Source organism: Stenotrophomonas sp. Pemsol, from assembly GCF_003586545.1.
Classification (GTDB): Bacteria; Pseudomonadota; Gammaproteobacteria; order Xanthomonadales; family Xanthomonadaceae; genus Stenotrophomonas; species Stenotrophomonas sepilia.
Window position 1 is genome coordinate 991,229 of the sequence record NZ_CP025780.1, and the last position, 16,415, is coordinate 1,007,643.

At 67.7% G+C, this 16,415-nt stretch carries 15 protein-coding genes; 8 read left to right on the forward strand and 7 right to left on the reverse strand.

Going from position 1 to position 16,415, the window contains the following annotated elements; genetic code table 11:
- Nucleotides 1–96 precede the first annotated feature (96 nt).
- Both gltX and PEM_RS04540 read left to right on the forward strand, forming a co-directional pair.
- Nucleotides 97–1,500, forward strand: a complete 1,404-nt coding sequence (gene gltX / locus PEM_RS04535; RefSeq protein ID WP_111127938.1) for a glutamate--tRNA ligase — start codon at nt 97–99, stop codon at nt 1,498–1,500.
- 34 nt (nt 1,501–1,534) lie between these two features.
- Complete coding sequence (locus PEM_RS04540) at nt 1,535–2,026, forward strand: Fur family transcriptional regulator (RefSeq protein WP_005415799.1); 492 nt, start codon at nt 1,535–1,537, stop codon at nt 2,024–2,026.
- A gap of 70 nt (nt 2,027–2,096) precedes the next feature.
- Here the strand turns inward: PEM_RS04540 and PEM_RS04545 are convergent, their stop codons facing one another.
- The 4 genes from PEM_RS04545 to PEM_RS04560 all read right to left on the reverse strand — a co-directional run bounded on the left by PEM_RS04545 (nt 2,097) and on the right by PEM_RS04560 (nt 7,966).
- A complete protein-coding gene (locus PEM_RS04545) occupies nt 2,097–3,251 on the reverse strand; it encodes an HlyD family secretion protein (RefSeq protein WP_005415800.1) in 1,155 nt (384 codons plus the stop codon).
- Nucleotides 3,252–3,261: 10 nt separating this feature from the next.
- The gene (locus PEM_RS04550; protein ID WP_065177464.1) at nt 3,262–4,935 is read right to left on the reverse strand and encodes an MFS transporter; all 1,674 of its coding nucleotides are present in this window, start codon (nt 4,933–4,935) and stop codon (nt 3,262–3,264) included.
- Nucleotides 4,935–5,501, reverse strand: coding sequence for a TetR/AcrR family transcriptional regulator (locus tag PEM_RS04555; RefSeq protein WP_005415802.1), 567 nt, complete (start codon nt 5,499–5,501; stop codon nt 4,935–4,937). Before PEM_RS04555 ends, PEM_RS04550 begins: the two co-directional genes overlap by 1 nt.
- A 257-nt stretch (nt 5,502–5,758) precedes the next feature.
- Nucleotides 5,759–7,966 carry a TonB-dependent receptor gene (locus PEM_RS04560; RefSeq protein WP_070489233.1) on the reverse strand — a complete coding sequence of 736 codons (2,208 nt, stop codon included), beginning with the start codon at nt 7,964–7,966 and terminating at the stop codon, nt 5,759–5,761.
- Nucleotides 7,967–8,101: 135 nt separating this feature from the next.
- Between PEM_RS04560 and PEM_RS04565 the strand changes: the two genes are divergently transcribed.
- Nucleotides 8,102–8,515, forward strand: coding sequence for a MerC domain-containing protein (locus PEM_RS04565; RefSeq protein WP_005415804.1), 414 nt, complete (start codon nt 8,102–8,104; stop codon nt 8,513–8,515).
- 110 nt (nt 8,516–8,625) lie between these two features.
- On the forward strand, nt 8,626–8,805 hold the full coding sequence (locus PEM_RS04570) for a 30S ribosomal protein THX (RefSeq protein ID WP_004150462.1): 180 nt from the start codon (nt 8,626–8,628) through the stop codon (nt 8,803–8,805).
- Nucleotides 8,806–8,937: 132 nt separating this feature from the next.
- Here the strand turns inward: PEM_RS04570 and PEM_RS04575 are convergent, their stop codons facing one another.
- The 3 genes from PEM_RS04575 to PEM_RS04585 all read right to left on the reverse strand — a co-directional run bounded on the left by PEM_RS04575 (nt 8,938) and on the right by PEM_RS04585 (nt 12,562).
- Nucleotides 8,938–10,188, reverse strand: coding sequence for an ectonucleotide pyrophosphatase/phosphodiesterase (locus tag PEM_RS04575; protein WP_111127936.1), 1,251 nt, complete (start codon nt 10,186–10,188; stop codon nt 8,938–8,940).
- 407 nt (nt 10,189–10,595) lie between these two features.
- Entirely contained in the window at nt 10,596–11,087 is a 492-nt protein-coding gene (locus PEM_RS04580) for a methylated-DNA--[protein]-cysteine S-methyltransferase (protein ID WP_111127935.1), read from the reverse strand.
- Nucleotides 11,084–12,562 (reverse strand): DNA-3-methyladenine glycosylase 2, encoded by a 1,479-nt coding sequence (locus tag PEM_RS04585; RefSeq protein WP_111127934.1) that lies wholly within the window; start codon nt 12,560–12,562, stop codon nt 11,084–11,086. The genes PEM_RS04580 and PEM_RS04585 overlap by 4 nt, the downstream gene beginning before the upstream one ends.
- Before the next feature lie 419 nt (nt 12,563–12,981).
- Here PEM_RS04585 and PEM_RS04595 point away from each other — a divergent pair, with 419 nt between their 5' ends.
- The 4 genes from PEM_RS04595 (at nt 12,982) to ubiM (ending at nt 16,408) form a co-directional block, all read left to right on the forward strand.
- Nucleotides 12,982–14,145 (forward strand): hypothetical protein, encoded by a 1,164-nt coding sequence (locus tag PEM_RS04595; protein WP_111127931.1) that lies wholly within the window; start codon nt 12,982–12,984, stop codon nt 14,143–14,145.
- Between the two features lie 58 nt (nt 14,146–14,203).
- The gene (locus PEM_RS04600) at nt 14,204–14,749 is read left to right on the forward strand and encodes a DUF4019 domain-containing protein (protein WP_111127929.1); all 546 of its coding nucleotides are present in this window, start codon (nt 14,204–14,206) and stop codon (nt 14,747–14,749) included.
- An 11-nt stretch (nt 14,750–14,760) separates the two neighbouring features.
- The gene (locus tag PEM_RS04605) at nt 14,761–15,150 is read left to right on the forward strand and encodes an MAPEG family protein (RefSeq protein WP_095379034.1); all 390 of its coding nucleotides are present in this window, start codon (nt 14,761–14,763) and stop codon (nt 15,148–15,150) included.
- A gap of 79 nt (nt 15,151–15,229) precedes the next feature.
- Nucleotides 15,230–16,408, forward strand: coding sequence for a 5-demethoxyubiquinol-8 5-hydroxylase UbiM (ubiM, locus tag PEM_RS04610; RefSeq protein WP_111127928.1), 1,179 nt, complete (start codon nt 15,230–15,232; stop codon nt 16,406–16,408).
- Nucleotides 16,409–16,415 lie beyond the last annotated feature (7 nt).

Consider the following 16,415-nt stretch of genomic DNA (forward strand, 5'->3'; position numbering starts at 1 on the left):
GGGCTGGGCAATCGCGACTTAATCCCCTCCGTCCCCTTTTTCCGTCGGGGGCGGTGGGCTGGTAAAATCGGGGGATTCCCGTTCCTCGAGCCGTCCATGACCTGCCGCACCCGCTTCGCCCCCAGTCCCACTGGCTACCTGCACATCGGTGGTGCCCGCACCGCGCTGTACTGCTGGCTGGAGGCCCGTCACCGCGGCGGTGAGTTCGTGCTGCGCATCGAGGACACCGACCGCGAACGCAGCACCCAGGGCGCAATCGACGCCATCCTGGAGGCGATGGAGTGGCTGGGCCTGGACTACGACGAAGGCCCGATCTACCAGACCGACCGCGTCGCCCGTTACCAGGAAGTGGCCGAGCAGCTGATCGCCGAGGGCAAGGCTTACTACGCCTACGAGACCCGCGAGGAGCTGGATGCCATGCGCGAGGCCGCCATGGCCAGGCAGGAAAAGCCGCGCTACAACGGCGCTGCGCGCGATCTGGGCCTGCCCTACCGGGACGACCCGAACCGCGTCATCCGCTTCAAGAACCCGCTGGAAGGCACGGTGGTGTTCGATGACCTGATCAAGGGCCGCATCGAGATCGCCAACAGCGAGCTGGATGACATGGTCATCTTCCGCCCGGACGGCTACCCCACCTACAACTTCGCGGTGGTGGTGGACGACTGGGACATGGGCATCACCGAGGTCATCCGCGGCGACGACCACATCAACAACACCCCGCGCCAGATCAACCTGTATGAAGGCATCGGCGCGCCGGTGCCCAGGTTCGGCCACATGCCGATGATCCTGGACGAGCAGGGCGCCAAGCTGTCCAAGCGCACCGGTGCGGCTGACGTGATGCAGTACAAGGACGCCGGCTACCTGCCCGATGCGCTGCTGAGCTACCTGGCCCGCCTGGGCTGGTCGCATGGTGACCAGGAGCTGTTCAGCCGCCAGGAACTGATCGACCTGTTCGACGTGAAGGATTGCAATTCCAAGGCCTCGCGCCTGGACATGGCCAAGCTGGGCTGGGTCAACCAGCACTTCCTGAAGACCGAGGACGTGGCCGCGATCGTGCCGCACCTGGTCTACCAGCTGCAGAAGCTGAGGCTGGACGTGGCCGCCGGCCCGGCTCCGGAGGATGTGGTGATCGCCCTGCGTGAACGCGTGCAGACCCTGAAGGAAATGGCCGAGAAGGCCGTGGTCTGGTACCAGCCGCTGACCGAGTACGATGAAGCGGCGGTGGCCAAGCACTTCAAGGCCGGTGCCGAGGTGGCGCTGGGCAAGGCCCGCGAGCTGCTGGCCGCGCTGCCGGAATGGACCGCCGAGTCGGTGGGGGTGGCCCTGCATGACGCGGCCGCAGCGCTGGAGATCGGCATGGGCAAGGTCGCCCAGCCGCTGCGCGTGGCCATCACCGGCACCCAGGTCAGCCCTGACATTTCCCATACCGTGTACCTGGCCGGCCGCGAACAGGCCTTGAAACGCATTGATGTGGCCATCACCAAGGTAGCAACGGCCTGAGGCATCCTTGCCAGGCCCGAACCGGAGAACACGCATGCCCGCCAAGACCGCCACTGCCTGTACCGCCCCGCACCACCACGTCCACGACGCATCGGATTTCGTGGCGGTGGTCGAGCGTGTCTCGCGCGAACGCGGGCTGCGCCTGACCCCGATCCGCGCCAACGTGCTGAAGCTGATCGCCGAGGCCGGCAAGCCGGTCAAGGCCTACGAGCTGCTGGAATGGGTGCGCAACGGCAAGGGCGTGGGCGCTGATGCCCCGCCCACCGTGTACCGCGCGCTGGACTTCCTGATGGCCAATGGCTTTGTGCACAAGCTGGAGTCGGTGAATGCCTTCGTGGCCTGCCACCATCCCAGCAGCGCCGCCCATTCGGTGCCGTTCCTGATCTGCAACAGCTGCCACAGCGCAGTGGAGCTGGAAGACCGCGAGATCGTCAGCCAGCTGGAGAAGCGGGCCAAGGAACTGGGCTTCCAGCCGCAGGCACAGACGCTGGAAGTGCACGGTCTCTGCGCGCGCTGCGCGGGCTGAGCAATGGGTCTTGGGGTCAGATCCCTTTTGCCTTGGCAAAAGGGATCTGACCCCCGTTTCATGACAAACGCTAGTCCATCGGCTTGCCTGCGGTATCCACCCGCACGATCACCGACATGCCAGGCCGCAGCTGCGCGGCCAGCTTCTGGCCTTCATCGATCGATATCCTCACCGGCAGCCGCTGCACTACCTTGGTGAAGTTGCCGCTGGCATTGTCCGGGCGCAACACGCTGAACTCCGATCCGGTGGCGGGCGCGATCTCCTGCACGCGGCCGCGCAGCACCTGGCCCTGGAACGCGTCCACCGAGAACGTGGCCGGCTGGCCGATCGCCATTCCCCAGGTCTGGCCTTCCTTGTAGTTGGCCACCACCCACAGTGTGTCAGGTACCAGGAACAGCAGCTGCGAACCGGCGGCGACATACTGGCCCACGCGCACGCTGGCTTCACTGATCTGGCCGTCGCGCGGTGCGTGGATCACCGTATTGGCCAGGTCGATGCGGGCCAGTTCCAGCTGCGCCTGTGCGCTTTCCACCTGGGCCTCCAGGCTCTTGCGCGCGACCTGGGTCGACACCAGTGTTTCCTCGGCGATTCGGATCTGCGCCTGCGACTGCTGCACGCTGGCCTGCGCCGAGGCTTGGCTGGTGCGGAACTTGTCGCGGTCATTGATCGACACCAACTGCTGCGCGGCCAGTTCCTCGTAGCGCTTCAGCTCGTTGCGTGCGCGCTGCAGTTCGGCCTGGCCAGCCGAGAGCGTGGCGCGCGCCGAGGCGATCTGCGCACGGTTCTGCGCCTGCGACTGGTCGGAGTTGGCCAGCGCCGCGCGCGCACTGTCCAGCGTCGCTTGCGCCTGGGCGACGCGTTGGGCATAGATGCGGTCATCGATGCGCAGCAGCGGCTCGCCCTGCCTTACGTGCTGGAAATCCTTCACCAGCACTTCAGTCACATAGCCATTCACCTGCGGCGCCATCACCGTGATCTGTCCGCGCACATAGGCGTTGTCGGTCACCATCACGCTGCTGGTGAACGGCCACAGGTGCCAGGCGCGCAGGATCAGCGCGATGCCCAGCAGGGCGACCACCACCATCACTACCACGCTGCGCGCGCTGGGCTTGAGGTACTTCGGCGCGACCGCCGGTTCAACGGGCGTGGGCGCAGGCGCCGCGTCGGTCGGCGGCGGTGGGGTCACGTTGTCGGCGTCGTCGGATCGGGGCGGGACGGGGGGCATGGTCGAGAACTCAGCGGGGCGCGGCTGGCGTGGCCGCAGTGGAAAGGGCGGGGTGGCGCTTGCGCCATTGCTTGAGCACGGCGGTGCGCAGCGACAGCAGCAGCAACCAGCACAGGAAGCCGATCGCCAGCCAGCCGCTCAGCGTGAACACATCATTGAAGCCGCGCACGTTGGCTTCGCGGCGAGTGGTCTGCGCCAGCTGCGCGCTGCCCTGCGCGCTGCGCAGCACCGGGTCGGTGATCTGGGCGGCATACAGCTGCTGTTGGATGCGCAGGCGCTGCGCCACCACCGGATCGGCGGGATCGAGCTGGCTGGTCAACGCGCTGGAGTACAACTGCTCGCGATGCAGCTGGAAGGTCCCCAGCACCGCCGAACCTGCCAGGCCGCCCAGCGTCTGCGTGATCGACAGCGTCACCAGGAAGGTGATCATGTGGTCCACACCCTGTTTCAACGCAGCGGAAATGCCGAGCATGATCAGCGGGCCCATGAACATGCCGGCACCGACCGAGGCCAGGAACTGGCTGGCGTAGAAGTCGTGCGGCCGATCCAGGCTGGTGCGGTGCTGGTCGAAGAAGGCGGCAGCGCCCAGCAGCAGGATCGCCATCAGCAGCTGCGGGATCAGCCGTTTGGGCCCGAAAGTCAGTGCAGTGCCGGCGATACCGGTGATCACGCCGGCAAGAATCACCACGAACAGCGGCCGCAACTGATCAGGGCCCATGCCGAGCGTGCGCATCAGGTTGACCACGCCGTAGGACTGCTCGGTGGTCAGGAAGCGGATCAGGAACGCGCCGACGATGAAATGCAGTACGGGCAGGCTGGCCAGCCAGCGTGTCTGCAGCAGCGGATTGCGCCGGTAGTGCTCGATGATGAAGGCGGTGGTGGACAGCACGATCGAGGCGATCAGCGCCCAGCCCAGCCACGGCGTGTTGAGCCACCAACGGGTGTAGCCCTGCGCCAGTACGATCACCAGCAGCGCAACCGCCGGCGCCAGCAACGCGAAGGTAAGGAAATCCAGCGGCTCGAAGGCCTTCACCTGGATGCCGGGCGGCAGCTTCAACACCACTACGGCGGCGAATGCGCACAACGCAAGGCCGGCCTCGAACGAATACAGCTGGTGCCACTGGCCGGTATCCACCAAGCCTGGTGAAACGATCCAGGCGATCGGCACCGCCAGCTGCGAAAGGCCGACGCCGACCACCAGCAGGTTGCCGGTAAAGCGGCGGGGCAGGGCCTGCAGCATGTACAGCGTGCCCAAGGTCGAACAGGCCGCGCCGGCGAAGCCGCTGGCGGCACGGGTCAGCATCGTGGTCTCGAAGCTGCCGACGAACAGGTGCAGCACCGCCAGCGCCGCGTACAGGCCCAGCCCGATTTCGGCGAACAGGCGGATGCCGTACTGCTGGCGGAATTTGAAGGCCAGCAGGTTGGCGGTGACATTGACCATTGCATAGGCCGCCACCAGCCAGCTGCCCTGGGTCGGGGTCAGCGCCAGCTGGCCCTGCAGGAACGGCAGGTTGGCAGTGACCAGCGCATTGCCCAGCCCGCCGGTGATCGCCACCAGCAGCGATACCAGCGCATAAGCCACACGCCGGTACGGTGGGTGCCAGGGCATCGACGCCGAGCCGGGCATGGTCGGCTTCTCGTGCTCCTCCCAATCCGGAACCGGCTTCAGATACGGCTGGACCATCAGCGGGCCTCGCTGGTTGCTCCCTGGAGACCCCCGCGCAGCAGCTGCAGGGCGCGCCCGGCGAGGTGGGCGCGCTCGTCGCGGGTCTTGCCGCGCAGGGCTGCGCCCAGCATGCCCGAGATCAGTGAAATATCCGTCTTCTCCAGATCGGCACGGCACAGCCCGGCGGCCTTGGCGCGGGCGATCGGCTCCTCCAGCAGGTCGCGCACGGTCTCGCGCGCCGCGCGCATGGCCGGCACGTCCGAATCGACCGCGCGCCAGTAATCGGCCAGCGCCGGCGAATCGATGATGCGCTGGGCCATGCCCTCGAACACCTCGAACAGGGCGTCGTCGCGGTCGCCGAGCTGTTCGACCTGGCGCCGGATGCGGTCGACCGTACGCTGCAGCAGCGCCTGGATCAGCGCGGTGCGGTCGGGGAAGTTGCGGTACAGGGTGGCGCGGCCCACCTGGGCGCGTTCGACCACCAGGTCCAGTGGGGCAGTGACACCGTGTTGGCCGAACACATGATCGGCGGCGTCGAGGATGAGGGCACGGCGGGCAGCAGCATCGGCACGTTGGGCGGTCATGGAGTTATTTTCGGACAAAAGTGTCCGCTTGGCGAGACATTGAGTGACGGGATTGTCCGCTTGTTGTGGTACGCACATCTTTGTGACGGGTGCGTGAGCGAGGGCGCCGCGACCTCGCTCACGCACAAAGGAACGGGGAGCCAGACGGCCCCCCGGGAGAGAGAATGGTACTCGTGGTGCGGTCCCGCCATGCGTTGAAGGGCGAGTGGGGGCAGAGCCCTTTCCCGCGGAAAGGGATCCGCCCCTCCTACATCCGATCAGAAGAACGCGCGGATACCGAATGCGACGCCACGGCCCGGCAGCGGCGAGTAGTCGCGCAGCAGCGAGGTATGCGGACGCACTTCGCGGTTGGTCAGGTTGCTGCCATCCAGGAACACCTCGTAGCTGTTGCTGGCGTTGCGGTCCCAACGATAGGCCAGGTGCGCATCGACCAGGGTGTAGCCATCGCTCGGCTCCTCGTTCTGCGCCACGTCCTTCTGGCGGCTGTAACGCACCGCACCGACCGAGGCGCGCCAGCCATCCTTCGACCAGCGCAGGTCGGCGCCGACGCGGGCCGGGGCGATGCGCGGCAGGTAGCCGGTGTTGGCCAGCTCCACCGTATAGTTGTGGTTGTGGTCGCCGTGCGGCACGGCGATGTCGAGGTTGCGGCTGCCGCTGCCATCCAGCTTGGCTTTCACGTAGTCACCGAACAGGCGCAGGTCCCAGTCACCGGCGCCGCCCTCGAACAGGTGCACCAGGGCCTCGGCCTCGGCACCGCGGAATACCGCGTCCTGCTGGGTCCACGCACGAACCGGCAGGCCCTCGGTAACGCCGGTGTCGGCCAGGTAGATGAAGTCCTTGAACTTGGTCTGGTAGACCGAGGCGGAGAAGTCCAGGCGCTCGCTGTGGGTGTGGATGCCCAGCTCCACGCGCTGGCCGCGCTCGGTCTTCAGGTTGCCGTCGCCGATCTCCAGCGAACGGGTAGCAATGTGCGCGCCGGCGGCGTACAGCTCTTCGTTGGTCGGTGCACGCTCGGAGCTGTCCACGCCGATGCGCAGGTCGACCGCGTCGTTGAGCTTCCAGATGCCGGCAGCCGAGAGGTTGGTGGCGCCGAAGGTGCGGCGCCGGTAGTCACCGGTCGGGTCCAGCTTGACCTGGTCGTGGCGGCCGCCCAGTTCCAGCTTGAACGGGCCGAACTGCTTTTCCTGCAGTACAAACAGGCCGATGTTCTTCGTACCGGTATCCGGTACGAACGCTTCTTCACCCTTGGCGCCGAAATCACTGTTGCCGAACTGCAGGCCGAAGGCGCCGTCCCAGCCACCGATCTGCTGCTGCACCGCTTCCAGGCGCGCTTCGATGCCACGGTTGGTGAAGCGGGTGGAGGGCGTGCCGGCCTCCAGCTCCACGTGCTCGTAGTCGGTGTAGGCCACGCGTGCGTTGATGTTCTTCAGGAACGAGACCGGGTTGTAGATGCCGGCCTTGGTCTCGAAGCGGTTCTGCACCATGTCGATGCGCACGTCATGCTCGTCGCCGCCTTCCTCTTCATCGCCGTGGTCGTGGCCGTGGTCATGGCCGTGATCGTCGCCGTCGGCGTGCACGTGTGCGCCGTTGGGAATGCCGTAGTTGGTGCGGTAGGTGCTGGCCGACACGCCGAAGTAGCCGCCTTCGCCCAGCCAGGTGGCGCCGACGCCGCCGGCGCGGGTGCGGATGGAGCTGTTGTCGAGGCGGCCGCGACGCGGCTCTTCGCCTTCCTCGCCCGCGTGGTCGTGGTCGTGGTCGTCGTGGTGGTCTTCCAGGCTGTCGATCACCGCATAGCCGGGAATGCGGTAGTCGTCGCCATTGCGCACCAGGCCGTCCACATGAAGCACGACATTGCCGCTGACGCCATCGAGGCGGAACATGCCGCTGCGCTCGTTGTTCACCGAATTGCCACGCAGCTCGGCGCGGCCGCTGAGCGGGCGCTCGGGCAGCTCGCGCGCGATGCGGCCGTCGACCACATTGACCGCACCACCGATGGCACCGCTGCCGAACAGCAGCGTGGCCGGCCCCTTCAGCACTTCGATCTGGTCAGCCAGGAACGGCTCGATGCTGGTGGCATGGTCCGCACTGACGGTGGATGCATCCATGTTGCCCATGCCGTTGGACAGCACCGCAACGCGTGGGCCTTCCTGGCCGCGGATGATCGGGCGCCCGACGCCGGGCCCGAAGAAGGTGCTCTGCACGCCGGGCAGCTTGGCCACGGTATCGCCGAGGGTGCCGGCCTTCTGTTCGTCCAGGCGCTCACCGGCCAGCACCTCCACCGGGCGCGCAAGGGATTCGGCATCGCCCTGCAGCGGCGACGCGGTGACCTGCACCGAGGACAGCTCGGTCAGGTGGCGGTCACGATGGGCGGTGTCCTGACCGGCTGCAAAGGCGACGGACGGCAGCAGGGCGGCGAGGGCCAGGGCCAGGGAATGCGGCTTGAGCCGTGCGGTGTGGGCGGGCATGGATGGGTCCTTTGTTACACTGTATCAATCGCGGGGCGCACGAATCCCGTCGATGGGACAGGGGGAGGGAAAGCGTGCGGGTTGGGAAGGGATGTTATATTATTCCATAACGATTCGCCGACCCTGCTGGAAGTCATGTCCTTGTCCTCACGCCTGCGCCACCTGCTCGACCGTTTCGGTGCCACCGGTTCGATGCTGTGCGCGGTGCATTGCGCAGTCATCCCGGTGCTGCTGGCGGCAGCGCCCTCGCTGGGCCTGTCGTTCTGGCTGAGCGACGGCGTTGAACAGGCCCTGGTGCTGTTCGTGACCCTGCTTGGGCTGTTCAGTCTGGTCTGGGGTTACCGCCGCCATGGCGCGCTGCGTGCGCTGGGCTTCCTGATCCCCGGCCTGGTCGCGCTGTGGGCCGGCGTGCTGTACGAGCCGCTGCATCACAACGCCGTGCCGCATGCGGTGGTGATGACCATCGGTGGCCTGCTGGTGGGCGTTGCCCATCTGGTCAACCTGCGCCTGAACCACGGCCACGTACACGACGCCAGCTGCGCGCACTAGGCGCTCCATGATAGGATTTTCGATCGTGCGCGGGGGCGCCCAGCAAGGCGGCCCCGCCGAACCCGTGTCAGTACGGGGTAACCAGATTTCACACTTGAGGAGTTGAAGACATGGGTAAGGGTGACCGCAAGACCGCCAAGGGCAAGCGCTACAACGCCAGCTACGGCAACGCCCGTTCGCATACCGCGAGCAAGGTCGCCGTAGGCGCCGCCGCCCCGGTTGCCAAGAAGACCGTGGCCAAGGCTCCGGCGAAGAAGGCCGTGGCGAAGAAGGCCGTCGCCAAGGCCTGATCCGGCCGCGCGACTGGTCCAAGGAAGAACGCGGCGCCTGGCGCCGCGTTTTTTTATGCATGATTTTGCAGAGCCGAGCCCATGCCCGGCTGGCGCAATGCAGCCGAGCGTGGGCTCGGCTCTACAACCGGATCAGCGCAGGGTCTTCTTCAGCGTTTCCGGGTTGCCGTCGTTCGGCGCGGCTGGTACCTGCAGAAGGTGTGCCAGCAGTGGATAGACATCGACATTGTCGAAGCCATCGATCACCAGGCCCTGGCGGAACGACGGGCCACTGGCCACGAACACCGCGCGCATGGACGGCAGCGCGTTGTCGTAGCCGTGCGAGCCGCGGTCCTGCTGTTCGCGCTTGGCGATCTTTTCCTGATGCAGGGCATCCCAGCCTTCATCCATCATGCAGACAATGGCGGGAATGCGCGGATGGGTGCCGTAGTGCAGGCGCGCCGGCAGTTTTTCTTTCTTCCAGCATTCGTAGTGCGCGTGGCGGCCGAGCAGAGCGCGTTCGGCGGCGGCTTCATGGCCGACCACCGGTGCGAAGCCGACCGACTGGCCCTGGCTGACATTGCGCGCAATCGCCGGGTCGACCATCGATTCGGTGGCGATCACCCGGCCAGCGGGGACACTGGCCATGCCATGGTCGGAGACCACGATCACATTGGTGGTTGCGGCCAGCCCACGTTGCTGGAGTCCGTCGAGCACCTGGCCGACGATCTGGTCGGCGCGCACGATGGCGTCGGCGTACTGCTTCGACTCGGGGCCGTAGTTGTGACCGGCCTTGTCCACGTGTTCCATGTACAGCGTGGTCAGGCGGGGGGCATCGGCGTCGGTCTGTGACAGCCAATCGAGCACGATGCCGGCGCGCTGTTCCAGCGGCTCCTTGCCGTCGTAGATGCGCCACTGGCTGGGGCGTACGCCACGGATCTCCGATTCACTGCCCGGCCATGACGTGGTGGCCGAACGCACGCCAGCATTCTCGGCGCCGACCCAGATCGGTTCGCCGCCCCACCAGCCACTGGTGGTAACCGCTTCGCGATTGCTCAGCTCGAACCGGCCCAGTGCTTCATCGTCCATGCTGTTGTTGACGATGCCGTGGTGGTCCGGGCGCAGGCCGGTAACGAGGGTGTAGTGATTCGGGAAGGTCAGCGACGGATAGGACGGGGTCATCCAGCGTGCGCGCACGCCGCCATCGATCAGGCGTTGCAGGTTCGGGGTCAGGCTGCGATCCAGCGCGTCGGCACGCAGGCCATCGATGGAAATCAGCAGCAGCTTGGGCGGTGCCGCTGTTGCAACAGCGGTGGGAACAGAGGCGGAAGGGGCGGGTGCGGTGGTGCAGGCGGCCAAGGGCAGCAGCAGCGCCAGCGCGCAGGTCAGGCGTACGGAAGTCATCCGCGCATGATAGTGCGAGGTAATGACGCGCCCAAGACACGGCGCGCTATCGCGCGCGGTGTCCGCGCATTTTCTCCTTATCCCGCGCCTGTCGGCGCGCCCTTCAACAAGAAGGGGGCTTTTCTCCAGACAGATTCCAGATGCCGCCATCCACGCATGGCGTGGATCTATCGTGTCGACCAAGGTCGACACCTGCCAGCCGCCGCGGGAATCTGTCGAAGGTGGGGCGGTGTGGGTGGGCAGGACCGTTGGCGCCATGGATGGCGCCATCGAGGCCCCATGGATGGGTTTACGGCGTGTCCTGCCCACCCATACCGCCCCACCCAACGCGTAGAAAATCGGAGCTGTATTGGCTCTTGACCTTGTCGTTGCCTCTGCGGGTGCCGGGCGCAGCCCGGCCGGCCCTCTCAGGCGAACAGCGGGGCCTGGCGCTGTTCCAGCCGCAGCAGCGCGGCCTTGGTTTCCAGGCCGCCACCGAAGCCGGTCAGTGCACCGTTGCTGCCGATCACGCGGTGGCAGGGCAGGATGATCGGCAATGGATTGCGGCCATTGGCCGCGCCCACCGCGCGGGTCGCGCTGGGTTGGCCCAGGTGCTGCGCCAACTGCAGATAGCTCCAGGTCTGGCCGAACGGAATCAACGCCAGCGCCTGCCACACGCGCAGCTGGAACAGCGTGCCGCGTGGTGCCAGCTGCAGGTCGAACCGGCTGCGTTCACCGTGCAGGAACTGCAGCAGCTGTTCGCGTGCCTCCGGCAGTGCATCCGGTGCGTAATGCCAGCCGTCGCGCCCGCGTGCGGGGTGACGGTTCTCCGGAAACAGCACGTGCGCAAGACCACGCTCGTCACCGGCGATGGTCAATACGCCGATCGGGCTGTCGAAACGATCGAACAACAGGGTCATGTCGGTTCTCCAACGAACGTCCCGGACAGGTGCCACAGGTGCAGCACCGCGTAGGCGCGCCACGGCCGCCACGGTTGCGAGCGCGCTTCGGTTGCGCGTTCGCTCAGGCGCTGGCCCTGCGCATGGCCGAGCACCTGCTGCAGCACAAGGTCGCCGGCCGGGAAGGCATCGGGCTGGCCGAGGCCACGCAGGGCGATGTACTGCGCGGTCCAGGGGCCGATGCCGGGCAGTGCAACGCAGCGCGCAACGAATTCCTCCAAGGCCTGGCCGGGCCCGAAGTCGAGCCGGCCGCTGGCGCAGGCGGCGGCCAGGGCGCGCACGGTGGCGGCGCGGCTGCGCGGCAGCCCGATGGATTCCAATGGTGCCTCGGCCAGTACCTCGGGCGCGGGGAACTGGCGATCGAATTCCGATGGCATGCCCGGCAGGTGTGCGCCGTAGGCATCGACCAGGCGCCGCGCGAAGGTGGTGGCCGCGGCCACGCTGACCTGCTGCCCGAGCACCGCGCGTACGCCCACCTCGAAACCATCCCAGCCGCCGGGTACGCGCAGTCCGGGGCGTTCGGCGATGCCACGCGCGAGCAGCGGTTCTTCGCCCAGCGCGGCATGGACCTGCTGCAGGTCGGCATCCAGATCAAACACCCGACGCACGCGGCGCACGATGTCGGGGATCAGGCGTGGATCCACCGCGCCCAGTTGCAGGCGCAGCTCCGGGCGCTTCGGGTCGGCGGTGACGCGCAGCAGGGTGGGGCGTTCAGGCGTGCCCAGCACGCGCTGGTAGCTGTCTTCGCCGATCAGTTCGATGCCGGGCAGGCTGCGTTTGCGCAGGAAGGCCAGCATGCGTGGGAAGTCCAGTGGTGGACGGTAGCCCAGGCGCAGCACCAGGCCGCCATCATCTGCAGCCAACGGTTGATGCTGGCGACGCAGGGCGGTCGGCGCCATCCCACAGCCCTGCAGGAACGCGGTATTGAAGCGGCGCAGGCTGTTGTAGCCGGCAGCCAGCGCGACGTCGGTCACCGCCAGCGTGGTTTCGGTCAGCAACTGTTTGGCCAGCAACAGGCGATGGGTTGCGTGGATCTGCCCGGGCGTTGCGCCGAGATGTTCGACGAACAGGCGCTGCAGTTGGCGCGCGCTGAGGCCGAGCTTCGTTGCAAGATCGGCCACCGGCTGCTCCTGCAGGAAGCCGCCGTGGATCAGCGCCAGTGCCCGCTGCACGGTCTGTCCGGCCAGGGCCTGCTGGGCCTGCGGTGCCAATTCCGGGCGGCAGCGCAGGCAGGGGCGGTACCCGGCGGCCGCAGCGGCCGCGGCGGTCGGAAAGTAGGTGATGTTGCGCGGCTTCGGCGGCGGTGCCGGGCACACCGGGCGGCAATAGATGCCGGTGCTGCGCACGGCGGTGAAGAACACGCCGTCGAAGCGTGCGTCGCGGGCCAGGCGGGCGCGGTCGCAGGCGGCGGTGTCGAGGGCGAGGGCGGTGTCCATGGCGCCAGTCTAGGCCCGTGCGGGCGGCGATACTCGCCACATTCGGACATGGATGCTGAAGGGGGTCAGGCCGGGCTGCGCCCGGCACCCGCGGTAGTGCCGGCCGCTGGCCGGCAACGGCAACGGCAGAAGCTGGTTTTCTGTGGGGAGGCGGGGTGGGCCCGGTTGCGGGAGACGCCGTAAACCCGTCCTTGGGGGCTTGGCCGCGGCATCCATGCCGCGGACACTCCCGCAACCGGACCCACCCCGCCTTCGACAGGTTCCTGCGATCTGTCGGAAGGGCATCCCGCTCTGGTAGGTGTCGACCTTGGTCGACACGCTTTTTCCCCAAGGGTCAGAAGGGGTTCATCACCACGCACTGAATGCGCGGCCTGGACGGGTAGACTGTGGCTCTTGCTCACGTGAAGACCGGTTGCCCGATGTCCGCCAAACTCCGCTGGTTGCCCCTGTTGTGCCTGGCCCTGGCGGGCTGCAGCCAGCTGGAGAATCCGGGCAATGTGACTGCCGCCGACAAGGCCGCGCGGGCGCCGTCCAGCGATGGCGAGAACATGGTGTCGATCAATGCGGCTGACGCACCGCCGCCGTCGGCACCGCCGCGCAGCCGGGAGGACCGGCCGTGGCCGCAGGCGCAGCTGGAGAATGGACGCGCCTGGATCAGTTGCAGCACCGAGTACGCCGGCGAGGCTGGCGACGGTGTCGAGCTGGAAGGCCTGCAGCGCGAGCAGATCACCCAGGCGCTGGCGCCGTGCGCCGAGCGCGGCCTGATGCGCGTGCGTTACGCCGGCAAGATCAATCCGGGCTTCGCCGAGATGATGTGGCGTCTGGCGGTGGTGGCCGACCAGCAGAAGATCCACAAGCGCATCCTTGACCTGGATTCCAGTGGCGGGCAGGTGGAGTCGGCGATCGTCGCCGGTGACAGCATCGGTGAATCGGGCTGGACCATCTGGGTGCGCGAAGGCTCGATCTGCCACAGCGCCTGCGTGTTCGTGCTGGCCGCCGGCGACAACCGCCTGCTGTCGGGCAAGGTCGGCATCCACCGCATGATGCGCATCAGCTCCAAGGCCACCTCGCGCGCCGAGCTCAACCGCGAGCTGCACGAGGTCTACGACAACGTGAAGGACTACCTGCAGCGCAACGGCGTGGCGGTCGGTGTGGCCGATCTGATGATGACCGTGCCCAACCGCAGCCTGCGCCTGCTGACCCCGGACGAACTGCGCCAGTACGGCCTGGATGGCACCAATGCGGTGCAGGACGATCTGGAACGGATCAAGCAGATGCGTGCCTGCGGCGACGATTTCGTGCAGCGCAAGGACGCCTTCCTGGTCGCCTTCGACCAGCAGTGCAAGCGCGAAGGCGCCGACATGGAGTCGATCAACAGTTGTGGCCAGGCGTTGAAGCAGCGCTTCGGCTTCCCGGACGCGGTCTGTCCCGACGAAAGCCCGCTGTCGGAGATCGATGTGGCGACGCTGCCACCAGCGCCGCCGGAGCCCCCGCCGGTGGCCGAACAGGCGCCAGGGAACGCCGCCGCGCCCGCCGCGCAGGCTGATGCGGCAGCGGTGGAGGGCGACGCCCCGGCACGCTGACAGCATAGTCACCGCGCTGGCGTAGACTGCGGTTCTCTCCAGAAAACCGGCGGTGTCCATGAAGCGCGTGCTCCTGCTGCTGTCCCTGCTGCCCCTGACTGCGTTGGCGCAGGCACCTGCGCCGGCCACGCCTGCACCAGCTCCGGCACGCCCGGCCCCCGCATCGCCGGCGGCTGCGAAGCCCGCCACTGCCGGTGCCCCGGCGTTGACCGCTGCGCAGCAGGCCCAGGTGCAGAAGCAGGACGCGGAGATGGGCGCGGCTGCGTTGAAGGCGGCGCAGCTGGTCGATGCCAACCGCGCCGGCGAACTGTGGGATGGCGCTTCGGCCGTCGCCCGTCGTGCGGTGCCGAAGGCCGCCTTCGTCAGCCAGCTGACCACCGAGCGTGCGCGCCTGGGTGCGTTGGCCGGGCGTGGCCAGCCCACCATCACCCGGGTCAAGTACAGCGCCGGTGCTGCGGTGCCGGAAGGGCTGTACATCAACGTCAGCTTCCCGACCCGTTTCGCCAACAGCGCGCAGCCGGTGCGCGAGCTGGTCTCGTTCCGCTTCGACGAAGACCAGGTCTGGCGCCTGGCCGGTTACAGCCTGCGCGCGTCGGCACCCTGAGGAGATGAACGATGGCAACTGAGCTGACAATGCTGGCCTGGTCGGTGCTGCTGGGCTTTGTCTACATCTTCGCCACCTCCACCGTGGTCACCCGCGAGCGCGGGATGAAGTGGAATGCCTCGGCACGCGATGGCGATGCAAAGCCGCTCAGCGCGCTGGCCGGTCGCCTGCAGCGTGCGCAGGCCAACTTCCTGGAAACGTTCCCGTTCTTCGCCGCTGCCGCCATCGCGGTGGTCGTGGCCGGGCGCAGCAACGACACCACGGCGCTGGCTGCGCAGGCCTACGTCTGGGCGCGTGTGGTCTACCTGCCGCTGTATGCCGCAGGCGTGCCCTACGTGCGCAGCCTGGTCTGGCTCGTATCGCTGCTGTCGATCCTGGCGCTGGTGTTCGCACTGCTGTAGCCGGGCCTGATCCAGATCAAGGCCAGTCATGCGCGCGGCGCTATGCTGGCCCGGACTGAATCAACGGCAGGAGGCGCGCATGCGCAGGATGGACGTGGTGGTGGTCGGCGCTGGACCGGCGGGCCTGTGCTTCGCGCGTGCGCTGGCCGGCAGTGGCCTGCAGGTCGGGCTGGTCGAAGTGCAGCCGCGCCAGGCCCTGGCCGAAGCCGCCTTCGATGGCCGCGAGATCGCGCTGACCCATGCCTCGCGGCAGAGCATGGAGCAACTGGGGCTGTGGCAGCGCCTGCCGCAGGCCGAAGTCGCCGAGCTGCGCGATGCCAGGGTGATGAACGGCGGCTCGCCGTTCGCGTTGACCTTCGCCAGCAGCCAGGTTGATGGCCAGCCGCTGGGCTGGCTGGTGCCCAACCACCTGATCCGCCGCGCCGCCTGGGATGCCGTGCAGGGCCAGGATGCGCTGGAGCTGTTCGATGGGCGCAAGGTGCTGGGCGTGCAGGCCGATGCGCAGGGCCACGTGGTCAGACTCGATGACGGCAGTCAACTGCACGCGCGACTGCTGGTCGCGGCTGACAGCCGCTTCTCCGCCACCCGCCGCATGCTCGGCATCGGTGCGCAGATGCGCGACTTCGGCAAGTCGATGCTGGTGTGCCGCATGCAGGTCGAGCGCGACCATCGCCACACTGCCTGGGAATGGTTCGGCTACGGCCGCACGATGGCGCTGCTGCCGCTCAACGAGGGCCAGGCATCGGCGGTGATCACGCTGCCGCCGCGGCAGATCGAAGAACTGCTGGCGATGGACGAGGTGGCTTTCGGTGAGGCCATCAGTGCCTGCTTCGAGCATCGGCTGGGCCGCATGCAGCCGGTGGCCACACCGCAGGCGTATCCGCTGGTGGGGGTGTACGCGCACCGTTTCGTCGGCGAGCGTTCCGCGCTGATCGGCGATGCCGCGGTGGGCATGCACCCGGTCACCGCGCACGGCTTCAATCTGGGACTGGCCAGCGCACAGCGGCTGGCACAGGGCATCGTCGCGCAGCAGCGGCGCGGTGCCGACATTGCCGCCGCCGGCATGCTGGCCAGCTACCAGCGCGGTCATCGGTTGGCGTCGCGGCCGCTGTACGAGGCCACCAACGCGATCGCCAGCCTGTACACCGACGATCGTCGCCCGGCACGCCTGCTGCGGGCCGCGGGCCTGCGCCTGGCGCAGGGCGTGGCGCCGTTCAGGCAGCTGATCGCCTCGCACCTGACCCAGCGCGTGGCCTGAACACCCT